Below are 20,221 nucleotides of genomic sequence, written 5' to 3'. Positions count from 1 at the left end.
ATATTTCCCGAATCTGCCTTGAGCCTCAGATGTTTCCTGGTTGAACGGAATTCAGGGCGTCGAAAAAATGGTTGCCGAAAGCACAGGAATAGCGAGGCAACAAATGGCAACCGATGGTGACTCCGGCAGCGGCCTCAGCACAATCCTGCTACCCACTGATGAGTTCGACATTGCCGTACAGCACGATCACGATGCCTCCACTGAGCGTGACCCGCCCGTTTCCCGCATCGGTCGTCCTTCCAAGCCCCGGGGCTGCGCGGCAGGGGCATTCACCGAGAAGGAAACATCCATGAGACATTCCACCCGCGCCGCGGGCCTGCTCGTCCTGGCGGTGGCGGTGACGGCACCGTCGATCCTCGCGTCGGCTGCGGCGGGCGCCCCGGCCGGCGCCGCGCCCTCCGGACGGCACGATCAGCCGGCCGTCTCCACCAAGGTCAAGGACGTACTCACTGTCGATCATCTGCGATTCCGGGACGCCAACGGCAACGGTCGGCTCGACGGCTACGAAGACTGGCGGCGACCGGTCGCACAGCGGATCGCCGACCTGTTGCCACGGATGTCGCTGGCAGACAAGGCCGGACTGATGGTCGCGGACTCGGCCTTCACCGGCGATTCGGCGTCCTGCCCAGCAGGTCCGGACAACGGTGTGCTCTGCGAGACGGACGGCATCATTCTCCAGCCGTTCCCACAGGGAACCATGGCCGTCAGCACCATGGTGAAGACCAATCACATGCGGTACCTGATCTCTCGGGACAACCCGACCGCCCACGACCTTGCGGTCTGGACGAACGCGATCCAGCAGGTAGCGGAGTCGACCCCGCTGGGGATTCCGGCCGTGCCGACATCCAATCCGCGGAACCACCTCAGCCCGGCCGGTTACGGCCTGTCGGAGGCCTCGGGCCAGTTCTCTTCCTGGCCCGGGACGGAGGGGCTGGCGGCCATGCACGATCCTGCCCTGGTGGGCGAGTTCGCCAAGATCGCTCAGAAGGAATGGCGTGCAGCGGGTCTGCGGAAGATGTACGGCTACCAGATCGACACGGTCGGTGAACCGCGCTGGACCCGCGACAGTGGAACGTTCGGCGAGAACCCGCAGCTGACGGCGTCCTACGCGTCGGCGTTGGTCAAGGGATTCCAGGGAAAGAAGCTGGGCACCGACTCGGTGTCGCTGACCATCAAGCACTTCCCCGGCAACGGCTCGGCGCCCAACGGGCTCGACTCGCACTACCAGTGGGGCCAGTGCGCGGTCTACCCGACGGCCGGAAGCCTGTTCAAGTATCAGGTGCCGCAGTTCAAGGCCGCAGTGGACGCCGGGGTGAGCTCGGTGATGACGTACTACCAGCGGCCGTGCAACGACCAGTCCGTCCCGCAGATCGACGGCAAGCCGTTCGCCGAGGAACAGGGCGCCGCGTACAACTCGCAGCTGATCAACGAAGTGCTGCGCGGCAAGCTCGGCTTCAAGGGCTACGTGAACACCGACTCCGGGATCATCGACAACACCGATTGGGGCGTACAGGATCTGACGCCGGTGCAGCGGGTCGCCGAGGCCATCAACGCGGGCTCGGACGTCATCTCGATCATGGGTGGACCGGACCGGCTGGTGCAGGCGGTAGAGCAGGGCCTGATCCCGATGAGCCGCATCGACCAGGCCAACACCCGGCTGCTCACCGAGATCTTCTCCCTCGGGCTGTTCGATAACCCCTACGTCGACCCGGATAACGCCCAACGGGTGGCCGACTCGGTCCGTTCACAGAAGCTTGCCGACCAGGCGCACCGCGAGTCCGTGGTGCTGATGCGCAACGACCAGCGCGAACTGCCGCTGGTGGCGAGCAAGCACGGGCAGATCAAGCTCTACGTAGAGGTGCAGTCGCCGAAGGACGCGGAGTTGCGCACGGCGAAGCTGCGCGAGACGATCACCGCTGAGGATCCGTCCATCACGCTGGTCGATTCGCCCGCCAAGGCAACCGACGCGTTCGTCTGGCTGCAGCCCTCGCCGCACATCGAGACCGACAGCGCCGGCAACCAGACCGACGTCTCGATCGACCTCGCCGACCCGACCGTCGGCGTCAACGCCGCCCGCGTGCGTCAGATCGAGGCGCAGGTACCGACCGTGTTGGCGATCAATCTCACCAATCCGTACGTCATCTCGTCGGTCGAGCGCGGCGCGGCCGCGGTGGTCGGGACCTTCGACACCCAGTCGACCGCGGTGCTGGACGTGATTCGTGGTCGCTACAACCCGACCGGCAAGTTGCCCGTCACCGTGCCGGCATCGGTCTCCGTGGTCGAGCACAACGCACCCGACGTGCCGGGCTATGCAGAGGGACGCGACTACCCGTACCGGTCGGCGAGCGGCCAGGCATACCTTGCCGGATTCGGGCTGAGCTACGGCAAGCACAGCGGTCGCTGACCCGGCCGGCAACAAGGTCCGCCAGCTTCGGCGCCGTGGGAGTCACCTCCCGCGGCGCCGGAGGGCGTGCTGGCGAGCAGGTGCCCTGATACCGGTCGTCGGGGTTAGGACCCTGCTGATCGACGTCGTCGACGGTGGCACGGTGCGGATCGGTGTGTGGCACTCGGTCGGTCAGGGCTGACCTCGACCGACCGGTCCGTGCAATAATCTGCGCATGGATGCAGATATGCGAGCTTGTGGGCAGGAGCCGGACGGTCAGTACGTTGAGCTGGCCGTCGAGGTGTTCGGGATGCTCGCCGATGCCACTCGGGTGCGGCTGATTCTGGCGTTGCGGGATGCCGAGTTGTCGGTGAGTCGACTGGCCGAGCTCGTCGACAAGTCGCCGGCCGCGGTGTCACAGCATCTGGCGAAACTCCGGCTGGCGCGGTTCGTCACCACCCGGCAGGAGGGGACGCGGGTGTTCTATCGGCTGGCGAACGAGCACGCCAGCCAACTGGTGTCCGACGCGATCTTCCAGGCCGAACACTCCGTGGACGGCACTCCCCGACACCACCAGCAAGACGAGGTCACCGGGTGACACCCACGCAGTCCTACGTGGGGGATGGTCACGCCGACCACGACGATCATCACCACCGGCATGACCACGGCCATACCCACGACCACGGCCACGATCACGACCATGGGCATACCCACGATCACGCCCATGGGCATTCGCACCCGACCGGGGTCAAGGGGTTCTTCGTATCGGTGTTCAAGCCGCACAGCCACGATGCCGCCGATTCCATCGACGATGCGCTGGAATCGAATGCCGCCGGCATCCGCGCCCTGAAGATCAGCCTGCTGGTCCTGCTGCTCACCGCGATCGCCCAGTTGCTGATCGTGATCTTCACCGGCTCGGTCGCACTGCTGGCCGATACGATCCATAACTTCTCCGACGCGCTGACGGCAGTACCGCTGTGGATCGCCTTTGCGCTGGCGCGCCGGAAGCCGACCCGCCGGTACACCTACGGTTACGGCCGGGCCGAGGATCTGGCCGGGCTGTTCATCGTCGCGATGATCGCGCTGTCGGCTGTGCTGGCCGGATACGAGTCGATCCGGCGACTGATCGATCAGCAGCCGATCGGCCATGTCTGGGTCGTCTTCGCGGCCGGGCTGATCGGGTTCGCCGGTAACGAACTGGTGGCGATCTATCGGATCCGGGTCGGCCGGCAGATCGGCTCCGCTGCGCTGGTCGCGGATGGCCTGCACGCCCGCACCGACGGCTTCACGTCCCTGGCGGTCGCGGTCGGCGCGGTCGGCGTATTGCTGGGCTTCCCGCTGGCAGACCCGATCGTCGGCATCCTGATCTCCCTCGCGATCCTGGTCATCCTCAAGGGTGCCGTCGTCGAAGTCTTCCGCCGGCTCATGGACGGAGTCGACCCCGACGTCGTCACGGCCACCGAGCGACACCTGGCGACCATTCCGGGGGTGCTCGGTGTGCGCCGGCTGCAGATGCGATGGAACGGTCACCGGCTGACCGCCGACGCCGACATCGTCGTCGATCCGGAGCTGGCGCTGCCGAGTGCCCGGGCCATCGCCGACGACGCCGAACACCACCTCAAGACCTCGGTGGCCAAGCTGGCAGAGGTCAACGTCCACATCTATCCACGCACTGAAGGCCCATCGGCACAGGCCGTTCCGCTCGGCCTACTCCTTGCCGGTGTCCCCGCCCCTGGCGACCAGTTGCGTCGGGTTGACGAACCGGAGCGCGATGACCAGCAGCACCAGCATCGAACCGGTGTAGATGGTCGCCATCGCGTCGACGGACTGGTTGGCCCTGATCCCGGCACCGAACACCGAGTTGTACAGCGCGACAACCAATGTGGTGCTGTCCGGTCCGGCGGTCAGGAAGGTGAGTTCGAACATGCCGACGGTGCGGACCAACACCAGGATGCTGGCCGCCAGCATGCCGGGGATCAGTAGCGGGCCGAGGATCCGGGTGAAGACTGCCGAGGTCTTGGCCCCACACATCCGCGCGGCGGCCTCGATCTTCGGGTCGATCTGCTCGATGAACGGTGTCATCGTCAGGATCACGAACGGTACCGACGGCACCAGGTTTGCCAGGATCACCCCGGTCAGCGATCCGGCCAGGTTCACCTTGTAGAGCACAGTGGCCAGCGGAATGCCGTAGGTGATCGGCGGCACCAGGATCGGTAGCACGAATAGCAGCAGCAGGAACTTCTTGCCGGGGAACGTCCTGCGGGCCAACACGTATGACGCGGGGACGCCGATCAGCACCGACAGCACGACCACGATGATGGCGACCTCGGCGGTGACGATCAGTACATGACTGAGCCCGAACTCGGTCCAGGCCTGCGAGTACCACCTGGTGGTGAAGCCGGAAGGCAGCCAGCCGCCGAACCAGGTCTTGCCGAAGGAATCGACCACCACGGAGGCGACCAATGCGATCAGATTGACGAAGAAGAAGGCGAGCAGGAACCAGACCACGACGGCCCAGATCCGGACCCTGCGGCGCGGTCGTGGGCCTGCCTTTGCCGCGTCCGACGCTGCGGACGGGAGTTCTCGGGTGGGGGTGGACATCAGCCTTTACCTCCGGTGGCACCGCGGTACAGGGTGGTCCGCCACAGCATGACCAGTCCGATGACCACCAACATCACCACGGCCATGATCATCGCCATGGTGGAACCCATGGGGAAGTCGAATTGCTGGAACGCCGCGTCGTAGGCCGCGATCGACATCACCCGGGTGGAACCGGTCGGATCGCCGACCAGCTGGGCGGACGGGAAGACGGAGAACGCCAGCACGAACGACAGCGTGAAGGTGATCACCAACCCGGGAGCGAGCAGCGGCATGGTGATGGTCCGGAACCGCTGCATGGGACCGGCTCCGAGGGTGGCGGCCGCCTTGTCCAGTGCCGGGTCGATGCCGGAGATGTAGGAAAGGGTGAGCAGGAAGGCGAACGGGAACCCGGTGATGATCAGGCTCAGAAAGACGCCGATCCAGTTGTGGATCAGGGTGAGCGGCTCGTCGATGATGCCCAGGTCGAGCAGGACCGTGTTCAGCCAGCCGGTGGGGCCGGCGTACATGATCAGGCCTTGCGCGGTGAGCACCGTTCCCAGCGTGATCGGGACGACCAGAAGTGTGGTCAGCAGCCGCTTTCCGCGGACCTTTCCGCGCATCAGATAGGCGATCGGGATCGACGCGATCACGTTGAAGAGGGCGGCCGGTAGGCCGAGGCCCAGGGTCTTCCAGATGGTGTTGCGCAGATACGGGTCGCTGAAGAAGGCGGCGTAGTTGCCGAAGATGCCACCGCCGTGCGAGGGCTGGAAGGACAGTCCGAGGCCGTACAGGAACGGGTACATGAACAACAGCACGATGAACGCGACCGCCGGCAGCAGCAGCCACAGGGTGCGGTCGACGCCGCGCTCGGCGAGCCGGTGCCGCAAGGACGACTGGTTGCTCGGCGGCCGGACCGCCGGCGCCGTCGCGGTGCTCACCGGCCGGTCCCCGGTCCGCCGGCACCGACCCCGGCCGGCGCGTCCTCGGTCGTCTGCTGCACGTCGGCGTCGATGCTGTTGTCGCTGCGGAAGACCAATACCCGATGGGCCGGCACCCCGAGCACCACATGGTCGCCCGGCGCCACCCGCTCGGAGGTGCGGAAGTAGATCGACAGGCCGTCGGCGGTCGAGGCCTGCACCGACAGCTCGCGGCCGTGGTACTCGGCGATATCGACCGTGACCTCGATCCGATTGCCGTCTGTCGCACCGATGGTGAAGTCCTCGGGCCGGATGGCCGCGATCGCCCGGCCGGTGGTCACCGACTCGCGATTGGCGCCGACCAGGGCGATGTGCTTGCCGCGGGCGGACACCTTCTCGGCATCGGCCGTGACGATGTCCAGCTCCAGCAGGTTGCGATATCCCATGAAGCCGGCCACATATGCGTTGGCCGGGTGGTCGTACACCTCCTCCGGTGTGCCGAACTGCTGCATCACGCCCAGCCGCAGCACGACCAGCCGATCGGCCATCGACAGCGCCTCTTCCTGGTCGTGGGTGACATAGACCGTCGTCAGACCCAGGTTCTGGTGCAGCCGACGGATTTCCATCCGCATCTCGAGCCGGAGCTGCGCGTCCAGGTTCGACAACGGTTCGTCCATCAGCACCAGCGGCGGGTGGAGGGCAACAGCGCGAGCGATCGCCACTCGCTGCTGCTGCCCTCCGGACAGCTGACCCGGCGCCTTGTGCTGATGCTCCTGCAACTGCACCAGTGCCACGGCCTCATCCACCCGCTTGGCGGCCTCGGCCTTCGGTACCTTGTGCATCTTCAGCCCGAAGCCGATGTTCTTGCGGACCGACATGTGCGGGAAGAGCGCGTAGTTCTGGAAGACCATGCCGAACCCACGCTGTTCGGGTGGGAGGGTGTCGATCCGCCTGTCGTCCAGGTAGATCGATCCTCCGGTGAGTGGCAGCAGCCCGGCGATGCAGTTCAGCGCGGTGGACTTGCCGCAGCCACTCGGACCGAGCAGTGCGATGAACTCCTGTCCCGAGATGGTCAGGTTCAGGTCGTTCAGGGCATTCTGCGAACCGTAGGCGCGGCTGACGCCGTCGAGTCTGAGTTCGCGGAAGTGGTTGTCCGTCATGGCTTCGTGTCCTTCCAGCGATTCTGTGCTACTTCTGGCTGCCGACGAGTCGGTTCCATTTGTCGAAGGCCGCGACCTGTTGCTTGGCGGGCAGCGACGTTTCCACCGGGAAGTTCTTGATCCAGTCCGCGTATTCGGCGCGGCCGAACTCCTTGAGCACATCCTGGCTCTCCTGCGGTGCCATCTCGATCGTCACGTCCTTGACGGCCGGGCCGGGGTAGAAGTAGCCCTTGTCGTAGGCGATCGCCTGCTGGTCCGGCTTGAGCATCCAGGCGATCAGCGCGAGGTCGGCGGCCAGGACGTCGTTCGACACGCCCTTCGGGATCAGCGCGTACTGCGCATCACTGACCCAGTGCATGTTGTCGAAAGCGCTGACCTTCACGGTGTTCGGAACGGTACCGAGCACCCGCGGATTGATGTCCCAGCCGGTGGTCGACGCCACGATGTCGACCGCGCCGGATGCCAGGTTCTTCATCGTCTCGGTGGTTCCGGACGGGTAGTTCGCGGTGTACTTGCCGAGCTCCTGCAGGAATGCCCAGGTCTTGTCCCAGCCCTTGTCCGGATCTTTCGGATCGGTGTCACCGAGCAGATACGGCAGGCCCATCAGGAAGGTCCGGCCGGGACCGGAGTTGGCCGGGTTGGCGTACTGGACCTTCCCAGGGTTCGCCTTGGCGTACTCGAGCAGCGCCGCGGGCGTCTTCGGCGGCGCCGACACCTTGTCCGGGTTGTATTCCAGCAGTGGGCCGGACGGGTAGTAGACGACTTCGATGCCGTGCCCGGCAGCCAGTTTCTGCATGTTGGCCGCCGGCTCGAGGTAGTTGTCCATCAGCCCCGGGAAACGGCTGTCGAAGGCGGGGGTGAGCTCGGTTAGCAGGTCGTTCTCGACGCCGGCAGCCAAACCGTCGGTGCCGCTGAGTACCAGGCTGGTGGTGACCGCGCCGCCCTGCTGTTCGGCCTTGAGCTTGCCGGTCATCGCCGGCGCCTGGCCGGTGGTGTAGGTGACCTCCTTGACGATGTCCGGGTTGGCTGCCTTGAAGTTCTCGATCATCCCCTTGGTCAGCTGCAGGTTGCCGGCGATGTCCAGGATGTTCAGCGTGACCGGTGCGCTCGGCTTGTCCGGCACTTCGGTCGCGTTGACGCTCCCGGTGGCCTGGTCTGCCCCGGATGACGGTGCTCCGCAGGCGCTGACCAGCAGGGCGAACGCGCTCGCGCCGGCGACGAGTGCCACGGGCAGGCGTGATGGTCTCGACATTCCTGACTCCTTTGTCTTGGTGGTCGTGTCTTGGTGGTCGTGTCTTGGCGGTCCGGTCTGGATCCGGCCCCGTCCGCCGTGAATTCAGTCATTCAGGCAGCCCGGTCCAGCAAGTGGCAAGCGGTTGCCATGAGTTGTCGCGCGGCCTATCGTCGGGAACTCGGCTTCAACGACGAGGTGACCTGTGGTCGAACAGCGGAACGGCGATCAACGGCCGCCGACGATCTACGACGTGGCGCGCGCCGCCGGGGTGGCCGTTTCGACAGTGTCGAGGGCATTCTCCCGTCCCGGACGGGTCAACGCGGAAACTGCCGCCCGGATCCGGAAAATCGCCTCGGACATGGGCTACCGGACCAATCCGCTCGCCCGTGCTCTGCTCACCGGGCGGACCTCGGTGATCGCGCTGGCCATCGCCGACATCACCAATCCCTACTACTTCGGCATCATTCGGGGCGCGCAGGCGGCGGCGATCGACGCCGGGTACACCATGCTGTTGGCGAACGCCCAGGAATCCGATCGGCTGGAACGCGAGGCGCTGGACCGGTCCATCGGCATGGTTGACGGCATTGTGCTGACCAGCACCCGGATGTCGGACTCGGCGATCCGAAAGATGGCCAGGCTACGCCCGCTGATCGTGTTGAACAGAGTGGTGGTGGGGCTGCCCTGCGTGGTGACCGACCATCGCCACGGGATGCGCGAAGCCGTCGCCCATCTGACCGAACTCGGCCACACCTCGATGACCTACGTCGCCGGGCCGGAGGCCGCCTGGGCCGACAGCGTGCGTTGGCAGGCGTTGCGGGAGATCGCCGCCGAGCGCGGTCTGAAGGTGCACCGGATCGGGCCGCATCCGCCGACGGTTGCCGGCGGAGTGACTGCGGTGGAACAGTTCCGGACACAGCCGGCCGGTGCGGTGATCGCCTACAACGACATGGTGGCGCTGGGATTCCTGCAGGGCCTGGCGGCGCTGGGCGCGAAGGTTCCGGCCGACGTCAGCGTGATCGGGTTCGACAACATCTTCGGCACCGAACTCGTCACCCCGGGGCTGACGACCGTCGCCTCGCCGCTGCAGACGTTGGGGGCGACGGCCGTGCGGCAACTGGTGGCGACCATCGGTGGCGCGCCACCGCAGACCGGTGATCCGGTGATGTTGCCGACCCGGCTGGTGATCCGCGGCTCGACGGGGCCGTTCCGGCGGCGGCGCACCGCCGCGGCATTCCGTTCGGGATCGACCGCGGGCGGTTAGCACGCTGGCCGGACCGGCAACTGACGGCAACCGATTGCCACCGAATGCCGTCACCCTGAACAGTGCGGCTATGCCCGCCGACACCGCGCCGCTGATGCCCCATCCGGACCGACTGCTGCCGCCGGATCCCGGGATCCGGCGGCTGGCGCGCGAGCTGTACGACGGTGTCCGGGAGTTGCCGATCATTTCCCCGCACGGTCACGTCGATGCCAGGGTGCTGTTGGACGACGAGCTGTTTCCCAATCCGGCGGAACTGCTAGTGACCCCGGATCACTACGTCACCCGGCTGCTGCACGCCAGCGGCGTCACCCTGCCGGAACTCGGCATCGGTGGCCAGCCGCTGGCGCCGGATCGCGCCCGGGCCGTCTGGCACCGGCTGTGCGACAACTGGTCGGTGTTTGCCGGCACCCCGGTCAGGTACTGGCTGGAATCGGAGTTGTCGGGGATCTTCGGGATCATCGATGAACCGTGCGCGGCCAACGCCGATGCGATCTACGAACAGATAGCAGATCGACTGCAGCAGCCGGAGTTCCGGCCACGGGCACTGTTCGCCCGGTTCGGCATCTCGGTGCTGGCCACCACGGACGACCCGGTCGACGATCTGTCGGCGCACGCTGCGCTGGCCGCCGATCCGACGTTCGAGGCCAGGGTGCTGCCGACCTTCCGGCCCGATCGATACCTGGACCCTGCACGACCGGGCTGGGCAGCGGCCCAGGACGGACTGGGCCGGGCCGCGGACCTGGACACCGGTGACTACCAGGGCTACCTGGCGGCGTTGGAGAACCGGCGGCGCTACTTCGTGGAGCACGGTGCGGTCTCGGCCGATCACGGCCACATCGACCCCCGTACCGATCCGCTGAGCACCGCGGAGGCAAGCAGGATCTATCGATCCGCACTGGCCGGATCGGTCACCGCTGCCGAGGCAGATGCGTTCCGCCGCAACATGTTGCTGGAGATGGCCCGGATGTCGTGCGACGACGGACTGGTGATGACCGTCCACCCGGGGGCACTGCGCGACTACGAGTCCGGGCTCGCCGCCCGGTTCGGCCCGGACCGCGGCCACGACATTCCGGTCGCGACCGAGTACACCCGGGCAATCCGGCCGCTGCTGGAGCGCTACGGCAACCATCCCAACCTGCATCTGGTGTTGTTCACCCTCGACGAGACCGTCTGGTCCCGGGAACTCGCGCCGCTGGCCGGGTTCTTCCCGAGCGTCTATCTCGGTGTGCCCTGGTGGTTCCTGGATGCACCGGACGCCATCCGTCGGTTCCGGGCGGCGGTCACCGAGACAGCCGGATTCACCCGCACCTCGGGGTTCATCGACGACACCAGGGCGTTCTGCTCGATCCCGGCCCGGCACGACATGGCTCGCCGGCTGGACTGCGGCTACCTGGCCGGCCTGGTCGCCGAACACCGCGTGGGTGAGGACGAGGCGCGCCGCATAGCGCACGATCTGGTCGCCGAGAACCCACGCCGGGTATTCAAGTTGTGAGCAACCCGCAACCCTTGGCCAGGTGTGCCGGGTCGCCGGCCGCGCCGGTCGGCATCGCCCACCTCGGTCTCGGCAACTTCTTCCGGGCCCATCAGGCCTGGTACACCGGCCTGGCACCGGACGCCGCGGAGTGGGGGATTGCGGCGTTCACCGGCCGCAGCGCCGCACTGGCCGATCGGATGACGGCGCAGGACGGCCTCTACACGCTCGTCACCAAAGCAGCGACCGGGAACCGGTTCGACGTCGTCTCCAGCGTCAGTCTGGCCCGCCCGGCAGCGGATAACGACGCCTGGTCAACGGTTCTGGCCGCGCCCAGCACCAGGGCGCTGACGCTCACCGTGACCGAGGCAGGCTACCGACGCGGTGCCGACGGCGACCTCGATCGCGGCGACCCCGGGGTGCTGTCCGACCTCGAGAGACTGCGGGCGGACCCGACGGCAGCCGTCACCACTGTCCCGGGGCGTCTCGTCGCCGGGCTGGCCGCGCGACGCCGGGCCGATGCCGGCCCGATCACCGTGATTCCCTGCGACAATCTGGCCGACAACGGAAGTGTGGTGCGGCAGGTCGTCGGCTCGGCGGCCGAGCTGTTGGAACCGGCGCTCGCCCGGTGGATCGGTGAATCGGTCAGCTTCGTCACCAGCATGGTCGACCGGATCACCCCGCGTGGCACCGCCGCCGACAGCGCGGAGGTCGCGGCGGCGACAGGCCGGACCGACACCTGCCCGGTGATCACCGAGCCGTTCAGCGAGTGGGTCCTGTGTGGCGACTTCCCGGCCGGCCGGCCGCGGTGGGACGCGGTCGGCACCGAGTTCGTCGACGACGTAGGGCCGTTCGAGCGGCGCAAGTTGTGGTTGTTGAACGGCGCGCACTCACTGCTCGCCTACGAGGGCTCGATCAGAGGGCACGTCACCGTTTCCGAGGCGATGGCCGACGATGCCTGCCGCGACTGGGTGCAGCAGTGGTGGGCAGAGGCATTGACACACCTGCCCTTTCCGTCCGCCGAGCTGACGCGCTACACCGACGCCCTGACGGAGAGATTCGCCAACCGGAGTATCCGGCACCTGCTGGCGCAGATCGCCGCCGACGGTTCGCAGAAGCTGCCGATCAGGGTGCTCCCGGTGCTGGCGCTGGAACGGGCCGCCGGCCGGATCCCGATCGCCGCCACCAGAATTCTGGCGGCCTGGGTGGTTCAGCTCCGCGGCGGGACCGGAGGGGTGACCGACCCGCACGCGGCCCGACTGGTGGAGCTGGCCGCCGGCCCCTTGCACGACGCAGTCACCAGGATCCTGGACCGGCTGGACCCGGCGGTCGGTGCCGACGCCACCGTGGTGGCAACGGTGGTCGCCCATGCGGAGGAACTCGCGCGGCAGTAGGCACCGGCGACGTCACCCGGATCGCGCCGGCACCGGCGCGGCCGGCCGGAACAGTTCGGCGACCCGCCCGAGGTCGGACAGCAACCGCGGGAAATCGGCGCGGACCCGCCGATAGGTGTCCGCCAGGGCGGGGTCCGGATTGGTGAGCCGGTCCGTTCCGGTGTCCGGACCCGGCAGCAGAGCCAACGCGCTGTCGAACGAGGCGGCGCGCCCGATGCCGATCAGGCCGAGCGCCGCGGCGCCCCTCGCCGATCCCTCGGCGCCGTCGGCCACGACGATCGGTCGGTCCAGCACACCGGCCAGTACGGTGCGCCACAGGTCCGAGCGGAAGACGCCGCCGGTGGCCCGAACGGAGTCGATCGGGTGCACCGCGTCGAGCTCATCGACGATGACCGACAGTTGCAGCGCAACGCCTTCCACTGCCGCGCGGACGAAATGGCCACGGGTGTGCCGGCTTCGGACTCCGAGGAAGGCGCCGGCTACCGTCGGGTCCCACAGCGGTGCCCGCTCGGCCATCAGGAACGGCAGCGCGAGCAGTCCGTCGCTGCCGGCCGGAACGGTCGCGGCCAATGCCAAGGTCTGTTCGTCGGTCGAGGAATCGGCGCCGCTGTCCGGCCGGCCGAACACCTCGCCGGCCCATCGCTGGGTCGCACCGCCGTTGCTGATCGCGCCACCGATGGTCCAGGCATCGTCGGTGAGGGCATAGCAGAACAGCCGGCCGCCGGGATCGACGTACGGCTCCGGAACGACGGTGCGCACTGCACCGCTGGTGCCGATGCTCAGGCCGGCGACACCCGGGCGCAGGGCGCCGGTGCCGAGGTTGCCGGACGGGCCGTCACCGGCGCCGAGCACCACTGGCGTCGCTGTTGGCAACCCGACCCGTGGGGCAACCGCCCTGGTGAGCCCCAGGGCCGCGGTCGTCGGCAGGATGATCGGCAGCTGCTCTGCGGAAACCCCGACCATGGCAAGAGTTTCCGGCGACCAGCTGCGGGTGTTCAGGTCGAGCAGGCCGGTACCACTGGCGCTGGACAGTTCGGTGGCCTGCGTACCGGTGAGGGCCTGCACGATCCAGTCCTTCAGGCCGACCCAGGCGCGCACCCGGCCGGAGAGCTCAGGTTCGTGCTCGGCGAACCAGATCAGCTTGGTCAGTGGGGACATCGGATGCACGGGCGTCCCGGAACGGTGGTGCAGCTCGGCTGCGAGCCCTTCTGCGCGCAGCCGGCGCGCGATGTCCGTCGCTCGGGAATCGGCCCAGGTGAGCAGCGGCGTCAGCGGCCGCAGATCGGTGTCGAGGCCGATCAGGCCGTGCATCGCGGCACTCAACGACACCGCGATCACCCGGGACGCCCCGCCGCGGGAGACGCTTTCGGCGATCGCGCCGAGCGCGGCGGCCAGGATCACCTCTGGCTGCTGTATCTCCCATCCGTCCTGCGGGTGCAGCAGCGGATACTCCCGGACCACGGTGTGCCGCCACCGAGAGCCGACGCCGAAGGCGGTCACCTTGGTGGCGGTGGTGCCGACGTCAACCCCGATGACGATCTCGGCCGGGGGTGCGGCGTCACCACGGCCGGCTACCGCGCGCGGCCGGTCGCTCATGCCGGCGCAGCCGGTCGGGCGCTGCTCAGCTCCCCGGCCTGATCGATCACCGCATCGGTGACCCGCTGGTCCTCTACCCCGAGGAACGACAACACCGTGCGGACCGCGCCCGGCAGGTCGTGTTCGACCACCTCGTTCTGCAGCTGGGTCGCGCCGCGGTCACTGACCGGCGCCCCGAGGCCGCGTAGGTGTAGCACCCAGGCGGCGATCACTCTGGTTGCACCACCGGCGATCCGGCCCTGCGCCAGCTCGCCGAGAAGGGTCGGCAGGATCCGGATCGGAACCTTCTGCGAGCCGTCGGCGGCGATCTGCGCGAGCAGATGCCTGATCCGTGGGTTCGCGTAACGCTGCAGCAGAGCCGCGCGGTAGTCCGCGATCTCGGCGGCCGGCAACGGTAGCTGCCGCGCCGCATCGTCCCACCACTGGTCGACCCACCCGCGGACCACCGGATCGGCGATCGCCTCGGCCACCGTCTCGGCGCCGCGGATGCTCGCCGCGTAGGCCAGTAGCGAGTGGGATCCGTTGAGCAGCCACAGCTTGCGGTGCTCCCAGGGTTCGATGTCGTCGACGAACCGGGCGCCGGCGCCGGCCCAGTCCGGGTGGCCGGCCGCGAACTCGCCGCTGAGCACCCATTCGGTGAACGGCTCGGTGACCACGCACTCCGGATCGTCGATGCCGGTGGCCGCCAATAGATCTGCCCGGTCGGCCGGCACCGCCCTTGGGGTGATCCGATCCACCATCGTGGTGACGAAACCGACGTTCTGCTCGATCCATCCGGGCAGGCCGTCGTCGACCAGCTCGGCCAGCTCGTTGACCACCCGGGCGACCATCGAGCCGTTGCCCGGCACGTTGTCGCAGGGCACCAGGGTGATCGGCGTCAGCCCGGCGTCGCGGCGGTGCAACAGGCCGAGCACGAGCTTGCCGGGCACCGTGCTCACGTTCGCCGTCAGCCCGGCGACCCGCAGCGCCGCGATGTCGGCGGCGACGTCGCCGTCAGCGGTGTCCAGACCGCCGTCGGCGTTCCGGCAGTACCCGGCCTCGGTCACCGTGAGGGTCACCAGCGCCAGGGCGGGCAGTCGGAAAGCGTTGCGCCAGGCCGAGATGTCGGTGGACACGCCGACCTCCGACAAGGCCGAGACCACCATCGGCCGGTCGGCATCGGCGCCGCGCACCAGCAGCGTGTACAGACCGTCCTGCGCCCGCAGCGGGCCAACCGCGCTACGTCCGGTGAACGCGAGATAGCCCCAGTCGGCGGCGTCGGAAGCGATCTCGGTGTAGTAAGCCTGGTGCGCCCGGAAGAAGTTGCCCAGACCCAGGTGCACCATCCGCACCGGGGCCGCCGGCCGCCCGTCCCGGGCCCGGGACAGCGACGTCAACGTCATAGTTTGAACGCCTTTCGTGGTTGGGCCAGCACCAGGTCGGCCGCTGTCTCGATCGCCTCGTCCAGGTCGAGCCGGTGGGACACAACGAGTTCGGCCAGGTAGCCGCTGTCGACCCGGCGGGCCATGTCGTGTCGGGCCGGGATCGAACAGAATGCCCGGGTGTCGTCGATGAACCCCGAGGTGCGGGAGAATCCGGCGGTCTCGGTCACCGCGCCGCGGAACCGCCTGGCGGCCTCCGGCGCGTCCAGGAACCACCACGGCGCGCCGATGTAGACGCTGGGGTAGAAGCCGGCCAGCGGCGCGATCTCCCGGGACAGCGTCGCCTCGTCCAGGGTGAACAGCACCAGGTGGAATCCCTCGGCGGTGCCGAACCGGTCCAGCAGGTGCCGCAGACCGCTGGTGTACTCGCCGGCGACCGGGATGTCGTGTCCGGTGTCGGGCCCGAACTGCTGCGCGGTCGGAGCGTGATGGTTGCGGAACACGCCGGGATGCAGCGTCATCACCAGGCCGTCCTCGACCGACATCCTGGCCATCTCCACCAGCAGATGCCGACGCAGCGCGGTCGCCTCCGCCTCGGTCGCGATACCGGCGCGGGCGGCGGTGAAGATCCGGCTCGCCTCGGCCTCCTCAAGGGTCAGGGTCACCGCGTCGGCATGGCTGTGATCGGCGGAGACAGCGCCGTGCTCGACGAAGTAGCGGCGCCGGTTCTCCAGCGCGGCAATGAATCCCGGGTAGTCGCAGGTGTCGATGCCGGACGCCGCCGCCAATGTGTCCAGCAGGTCCGGCCAGCGCCGGCCGGCCGGCTCCAGGTACTTGTCCGGCCGGAAGGTGGGTAGCACCCGTGGCGTGAAGTCGGGGTCGTCCCGAAGCCGGGTGTGCTCGGCGAGGTCGTCGCTGGGGTCGTCGGTGGTGGCCAGCACGGAGATGCCGAACCTGCGCATCAACGCCCGCGGCCGGAACTCGTCGGAGGCCAGCGCCGCGGCGATGGTGTCGTAGATCGCGTCCGAGGTCGCCGCGGACGGCCGCGTCGCGACGCCGAAGATGTCGTGCAGCACGCTTTCCATCCAGAACCTGACCGGGGTGCCCCGATAGAGCGGCCAGTGTGAACAGAACAACCGCCAGGCCCGCCGCGACTGTTCCTCGGTGAGCGGCTTGCGATCGACGCCGAGAGCGGTCAGCGGGACACCGGCCGCGTGCAGCAGCCGGGTGACGTAATGATCCGGTGAGATCAACAAGGACGTGGGGTCGGTGAACGGGGTATCGTCCGCCAGCCACTGCGGCGGGACATGCCCGTGCGGCGAGATGATCGGGAGGTCGGCGATGCCGGCGTAGATCCGCCGGGCGATGTCCCTGGTGCCGGGATCGGCCGGAAACAGTCGATCCGGATGCACGCTCAACGAGGCGTCGGTGCTCATACCGCCATCCTCGCGGCGAGCACCCCCGACACCAGCATGGTTGCCATGAGTTGTCGGCGGCCGAATCGCGGGACGCGGGACCGCGCGGGCCTAGACCTTGCGGTTCCAGAGCTGATGGGTGACGCCGTTGGGTGCGGTGACCGACTCGATGCTGAAGCGGTCCTGCAGATCGCGCGTTCCGTCCCAGAGGGAGACGCCGCGGCCCAGGGTGATCGGCACGACGGTCAGGTGCATGAAGTCGACCAGGTCGGCCTGCAGGAACTGCCGCACGGTCGACGGCCCGCCGCCGAGCCGGACGTCGGGACCGCCCGCCGCCTCCCTGGCCAGCCGCAGGACCTCCTGCGGCGAGCCGTCGACGAACCGGAAGCTGGTCCCGTTGGGGAAGTCGATCTGCGGGTGCGGATGATGCGTCATGACGAAAACCGGTGTGTGGAAAGGCGGTTCGTCGCCCCACCAACCCCGCCATCCGTCGTCCGGCCATTCCCCGACCTGCGGGCCGAACTTCCGCCGCCCCATGATTTCGGCGCCGACCCCCTGACCCCACAGGCTGATCAGCGCACGATCGAGGGTGATCGGCGCGTCCGCCTTGTCCACCCCATGGATCACCCGGCCGTCGAACCAACCGAACAGGCCTTCGGCGCCGCCGATCGGGGCGTCGAGCGTCACCTGTTCGCCGGCCGCATAGCCGTCGAGGGAGATGTTCAGGTTGTGGACCCGGGTGCGGGGCATGGCGACTCCATGGTTATCGGGTGGCTGTGATCGGAACGAAGGCATCACAGCACAGGAGGACCACGCCGGAGTGCCGAACTCATCGCCCGGCGCGGAACTCGCGGCCGCCCGGACCGACCGGGTCGGCGACGGGACCATGGCTTGCCGCCGCGGCGGCGGTGGCGCAGGGTGGAGCGATGACGACCATCACCGACACCGGGGACCCGACGGACCTTGCCGTCCGCCTCGGCGGACCGACCGGGCAGCTCACCGAGGCCGAGGTGACGGAGTTCGTCGCCGGGCAGCTCGCGGGTCACGACCTTGACGGACGCAGCGTCTGCGTGCTGGTCCCGGACGGGACCCGGAACTGTCCGATGCCGCTGCTGCTGCGGGCCGTGCACGGTGCGCTTTACGGCCGTGCGTCCAGGATCACCGTGCTGGTCGCCCTCGGCACCCATGCCGCGATGAGCGAGCAGGCACTGGCCGTCCATCTCGGCTACCGGGCAGGACACCTCCAGGACTCCTATCCGGGCACCACCGTGATCAATCACGAGTGGTGGAAGCCGGAGACGTTCGCCGACCTCGGCACGATTTCTGCCGCCCGCATCGCCGAGTTGTCCGAGGGTCGGATGAGCGCGGAGGTGCAGGTGCTGCTGAACCGGGCGGTGGTGGAGCACGACGTCGCGCTGGTGCTCGGGCCGGTGCTGCCGCACGAAGTGGTCGGTATCTCCGGCGGTAACAAGTACTTCTTCCCCGGCGTCGCCGGGCAGAAGATCATCGACGTCTCGCATTGGCTCGGCGCCCTGATCACCTCGGCGGAGATCATCGGCACCACCGGCATCACCCCGGTGCGGGCCCTGATCAACGACGGCGCCGCCCTGATCCCGGCCGAGAAGATCGCCTTCTGCGTCGTCACCGCGGAGAGCGACAGCACCGACTCGGACGCCGAGATCAGCGCGGACGACGACGCCGGGATCGGCGGGCACCGGATTGCCGCGGCCGGTACCGAGGCAGGGCGGGCACCGGCCGGAAGTGCAACGCGCAGTTCGGGTCTGCACTCGGTGTCCTTCGGCAGCACGCTGAGCAGCTGGGCCGACGCTGCGCAGGTCTGCGCCGCGACCCACGTGCAGTATCTGGACCGCCCGGTGCGCCGGGTGTTGTCCATCGTTCCCGAGATGTACGACGAGATCTGGACCGGCGCCAAGGGTTTCTACAAGGTGGAGCCGATCGTCGCCGACGGCGGCGAGGTGATCCTGTACGCCCCGCACATCACCGAGATCGCCTCCAGCCATCCGCAGATCCACGACGTCGGCTACCACTGTCGCGACTACTTCGTGAAACAGTGGGACCGCTTCTCCGGCGTGCACTGGGGAGTGCTGGCCCATTCCACCCACCTTCGCGGCGCCGGCAGCTACGACCCCGCGACCGGTCAGGAGACGCTGCGGGTGGACGTCACCCTGGCCACCGGCATCCCCGAGCAGGAATGCCACTCGGTGAACCTCGGCTACCTGGACCCGGCGGGCATCGACATCGCCGCCTACGAAGCGGATCCGGAGACCCTGGTGGTGCACCGCGCCGGCGAGGTGCTCTACCGGCTCCGCTGACCGCCGCCGGCGGCCGACCGGTGCGCCGTCGACTCGCGCTCGATCAGCTTGACCGGCAACAACAATGGCTGGCCCTTGGTGCGTGCGCCGCCGGCCACCGCGATGCAGTTCGTCACCCCGTTGGCGCCCATCGCCCGTAGCGGCGCGGCGACGGTGGTGAGCGCGGGGGAGACGATTTCGTCGAGGATGATGTTGTCGAATCCGACCACGCTGATGTCCTGCGGCACCCGCAGCCCGAGCGCCTGGATGCCCTTGATGACGCCGATCGCGAGTTGATCGTTGTAGGCGAGCACGGCGGTCGCGTGACTCTCGACCACCTGACGGGCCGCCCGCAGACCGGCCTGCACGTTCGGCTGGTTCGGTCCGATCCGTTTCAACTTCAGTTCCAGCTCGAGCGCGGCCTCCCGGAGTGAGCGCCAGCGGATCCCGTCCACCCAGCTGGTTTCCGGACCGGCCACGTAGGTGACGGTGTCGTGGCCGAGCATTCCGAGGTGTTCGGCCGCCCGGCGGACCCCGCGCGGGTTGTCGCTCACCACGCAGTTCACCTCCGGGATGGTCCGGTTGAGCAACACGATCGCCTTCTGCTTGGCCATCATCCGCAGGCTGGAGTCGCTCATCCGGGAACTGGCGATGACCACCCCGTCGACGTGGGCGAACTCGTGCTCGATGGCGTTGCGTTCCAGCGTCGGCGACTCGCCGGTGTGCGACAGGATCAGGTTGTAACCGGCCTGGTGTGCCGCCGAGTACGCGCCGTTGATGATCTCCGCGTAGAACGGGTTGGTCACGTCGGCGATCACCAGCGCGATGGAGCCGGTGGCAACTCGTTCGGCCCCGGTCGCACCGCCAAGGGCGGTGCTGCGATAACCGAGCCGTTCGGCGACCTCGAAGATCGCCTTGGCAGTGTCCGAGTTGACGCGGCCCGGCCGGGCGTACGCCCTGGACACCGTCGACGGCGCGACCCCCGCCTCGCGGGCCACGTCGTAGATCGTCGGCCGCCGCTCCATCTTCGAAGGCTAGGGAGGCGGTGCCCGAATGGCAACAGCTGGCAACTACTTGCTGTGGCGCACGGTTCCGGGAGCCAATGGATGCAGCACCTACCACCGGCAACCACCGGCA

Annotated in this window: 15 protein-coding genes and 1 pseudogene; 7 read left to right on the top strand and 9 right to left on the bottom strand. The window is 68.2% G+C overall.

The genetic code is table 11. The features are described 5' to 3' along the window. Nucleotides 1–289: 289 nt before the first annotated feature. The 3 genes and pseudogenes from K340_RS28185 to K340_RS36935 form a co-directional block, all read left to right on the top strand. The gene (locus tag K340_RS28185; RefSeq protein ID WP_051265362.1) at nt 290–2,404 is read left to right on the top strand and encodes a glycoside hydrolase family 3 protein; all 2,115 of its coding nucleotides are present in this window, start codon (nt 290–292) and stop codon (nt 2,402–2,404) included. 214 nt (nt 2,405–2,618) lie between these two features. Then, nucleotides 2,619–2,981 carry an ArsR/SmtB family transcription factor gene (locus K340_RS0107560; protein ID WP_029136281.1) on the top strand — a complete coding sequence of 121 codons (363 nt, stop codon included), beginning with the start codon at nt 2,619–2,621 and terminating at the stop codon, nt 2,979–2,981. Nucleotides 2,982–2,998: 17 nt separating this feature from the next. Beyond that, nucleotides 2,999–4,063: pseudogene (locus K340_RS36935) on the top strand (cation diffusion facilitator family transporter); the annotation flags it as partial. 27 nt (nt 4,064–4,090) lie between these two features. Here the strand turns inward: K340_RS36935 and K340_RS36930 are convergent. From K340_RS36930 to K340_RS0107535, 4 genes are read right to left on the bottom strand one after another with little or no spacing between them, the layout of a single operon-like run. After that, nucleotides 4,091–4,984 (bottom strand): ABC transporter permease, encoded by an 894-nt coding sequence (locus K340_RS36930; RefSeq protein ID WP_084614138.1) that lies wholly within the window; start codon nt 4,982–4,984, stop codon nt 4,091–4,093. Then, the gene (locus tag K340_RS0107545) at nt 4,984–5,901 is read right to left on the bottom strand and encodes an ABC transporter permease (protein WP_029136279.1); all 918 of its coding nucleotides are present in this window, start codon (nt 5,899–5,901) and stop codon (nt 4,984–4,986) included. The genes K340_RS36930 and K340_RS0107545 overlap by 1 nt, the downstream gene beginning before the upstream one ends. After that, complete coding sequence (locus K340_RS28175; protein ID WP_051265360.1) at nt 5,898–7,040, bottom strand: ABC transporter ATP-binding protein; 1,143 nt, start codon at nt 7,038–7,040, stop codon at nt 5,898–5,900. The genes K340_RS0107545 and K340_RS28175 overlap by 4 nt, the downstream gene beginning before the upstream one ends. A gap of 28 nt (nt 7,041–7,068) precedes the next feature. After that, a complete protein-coding gene (locus K340_RS0107535) occupies nt 7,069–8,292 on the bottom strand; it encodes an extracellular solute-binding protein (RefSeq protein WP_154674125.1) in 1,224 nt (407 codons plus the stop codon). Nucleotides 8,293–8,476: 184 nt separating this feature from the next. Here K340_RS0107535 and K340_RS0107530 point away from each other — a divergent pair, with 184 nt between their 5' ends. The 3 genes from K340_RS0107530 (at nt 8,477) to K340_RS28170 (ending at nt 12,400) form a co-directional block, all read left to right on the top strand. Further along, the gene (locus tag K340_RS0107530; RefSeq protein ID WP_029136277.1) at nt 8,477–9,535 is read left to right on the top strand and encodes a LacI family DNA-binding transcriptional regulator; all 1,059 of its coding nucleotides are present in this window, start codon (nt 8,477–8,479) and stop codon (nt 9,533–9,535) included. A 70-nt stretch (nt 9,536–9,605) separates the two neighbouring features. After that, nucleotides 9,606–11,027, top strand: a complete 1,422-nt coding sequence (gene uxaC / locus K340_RS0107525) for a glucuronate isomerase (protein WP_037363133.1) — start codon at nt 9,606–9,608, stop codon at nt 11,025–11,027. Further along, entirely contained in the window at nt 11,024–12,400 is a 1,377-nt protein-coding gene (locus tag K340_RS28170; RefSeq protein WP_154674124.1) for a mannitol dehydrogenase family protein, read from the top strand. The genes uxaC (K340_RS0107525) and K340_RS28170 overlap by 4 nt, the downstream gene beginning before the upstream one ends. A 12-nt stretch (nt 12,401–12,412) precedes the next feature. On the opposite strand, the gene K340_RS28165 is transcribed toward K340_RS28170, so the two are convergent. The 4 genes from K340_RS28165 to K340_RS0107500 form a co-directional block, all read right to left on the bottom strand. Beyond that, nucleotides 12,413–13,996: a gluconokinase gene (locus K340_RS28165; protein ID WP_051265358.1), complete on the bottom strand. Its 1,584-nt coding sequence runs from the start codon at nt 13,994–13,996 to the stop codon at nt 12,413–12,415. Beyond that, a complete protein-coding gene (locus K340_RS0107510; RefSeq protein WP_029136275.1) occupies nt 13,993–15,378 on the bottom strand; it encodes a mannitol dehydrogenase family protein in 1,386 nt (461 codons plus the stop codon). The genes K340_RS28165 and K340_RS0107510 overlap by 4 nt, the downstream gene beginning before the upstream one ends. Beyond that, nucleotides 15,375–16,793 carry a glucuronate isomerase gene (gene uxaC / locus K340_RS0107505; protein WP_037363127.1) on the bottom strand — a complete coding sequence of 473 codons (1,419 nt, stop codon included), beginning with the start codon at nt 16,791–16,793 and terminating at the stop codon, nt 15,375–15,377. Before uxaC (K340_RS0107505) ends, K340_RS0107510 begins: the two co-directional genes overlap by 4 nt. A 90-nt stretch (nt 16,794–16,883) precedes the next feature. Then, nucleotides 16,884–17,522, bottom strand: a complete 639-nt coding sequence (locus K340_RS0107500; RefSeq protein WP_029136273.1) for a dihydrofolate reductase family protein — start codon at nt 17,520–17,522, stop codon at nt 16,884–16,886. Nucleotides 17,523–17,698: 176 nt separating this feature from the next. Here K340_RS0107500 and K340_RS0107495 point away from each other — a divergent pair, with 176 nt between their 5' ends. Further along, on the top strand, nt 17,699–19,105 hold the full coding sequence (locus K340_RS0107495; protein ID WP_029136272.1) for a lactate racemase domain-containing protein: 1,407 nt from the start codon (nt 17,699–17,701) through the stop codon (nt 19,103–19,105). On the opposite strand, the gene K340_RS0107490 is transcribed toward K340_RS0107495, so the two are convergent. Next, nucleotides 19,090–20,109, bottom strand: coding sequence for a LacI family DNA-binding transcriptional regulator (locus K340_RS0107490; protein ID WP_029136271.1), 1,020 nt, complete (start codon nt 20,107–20,109; stop codon nt 19,090–19,092). The two genes, K340_RS0107495 and K340_RS0107490, sit on opposite strands and share 16 nt — an antisense overlap. Nucleotides 20,110–20,221 lie beyond the last annotated feature (112 nt).

The organism is Nakamurella lactea DSM 19367 (assembly GCF_000426645.1).
Lineage (GTDB): Bacteria > Actinomycetota > Actinomycetes > Mycobacteriales > Nakamurellaceae > Nakamurella > Nakamurella lactea.
This window is presented reverse-complemented; position numbering and strand designations above follow the sequence as displayed.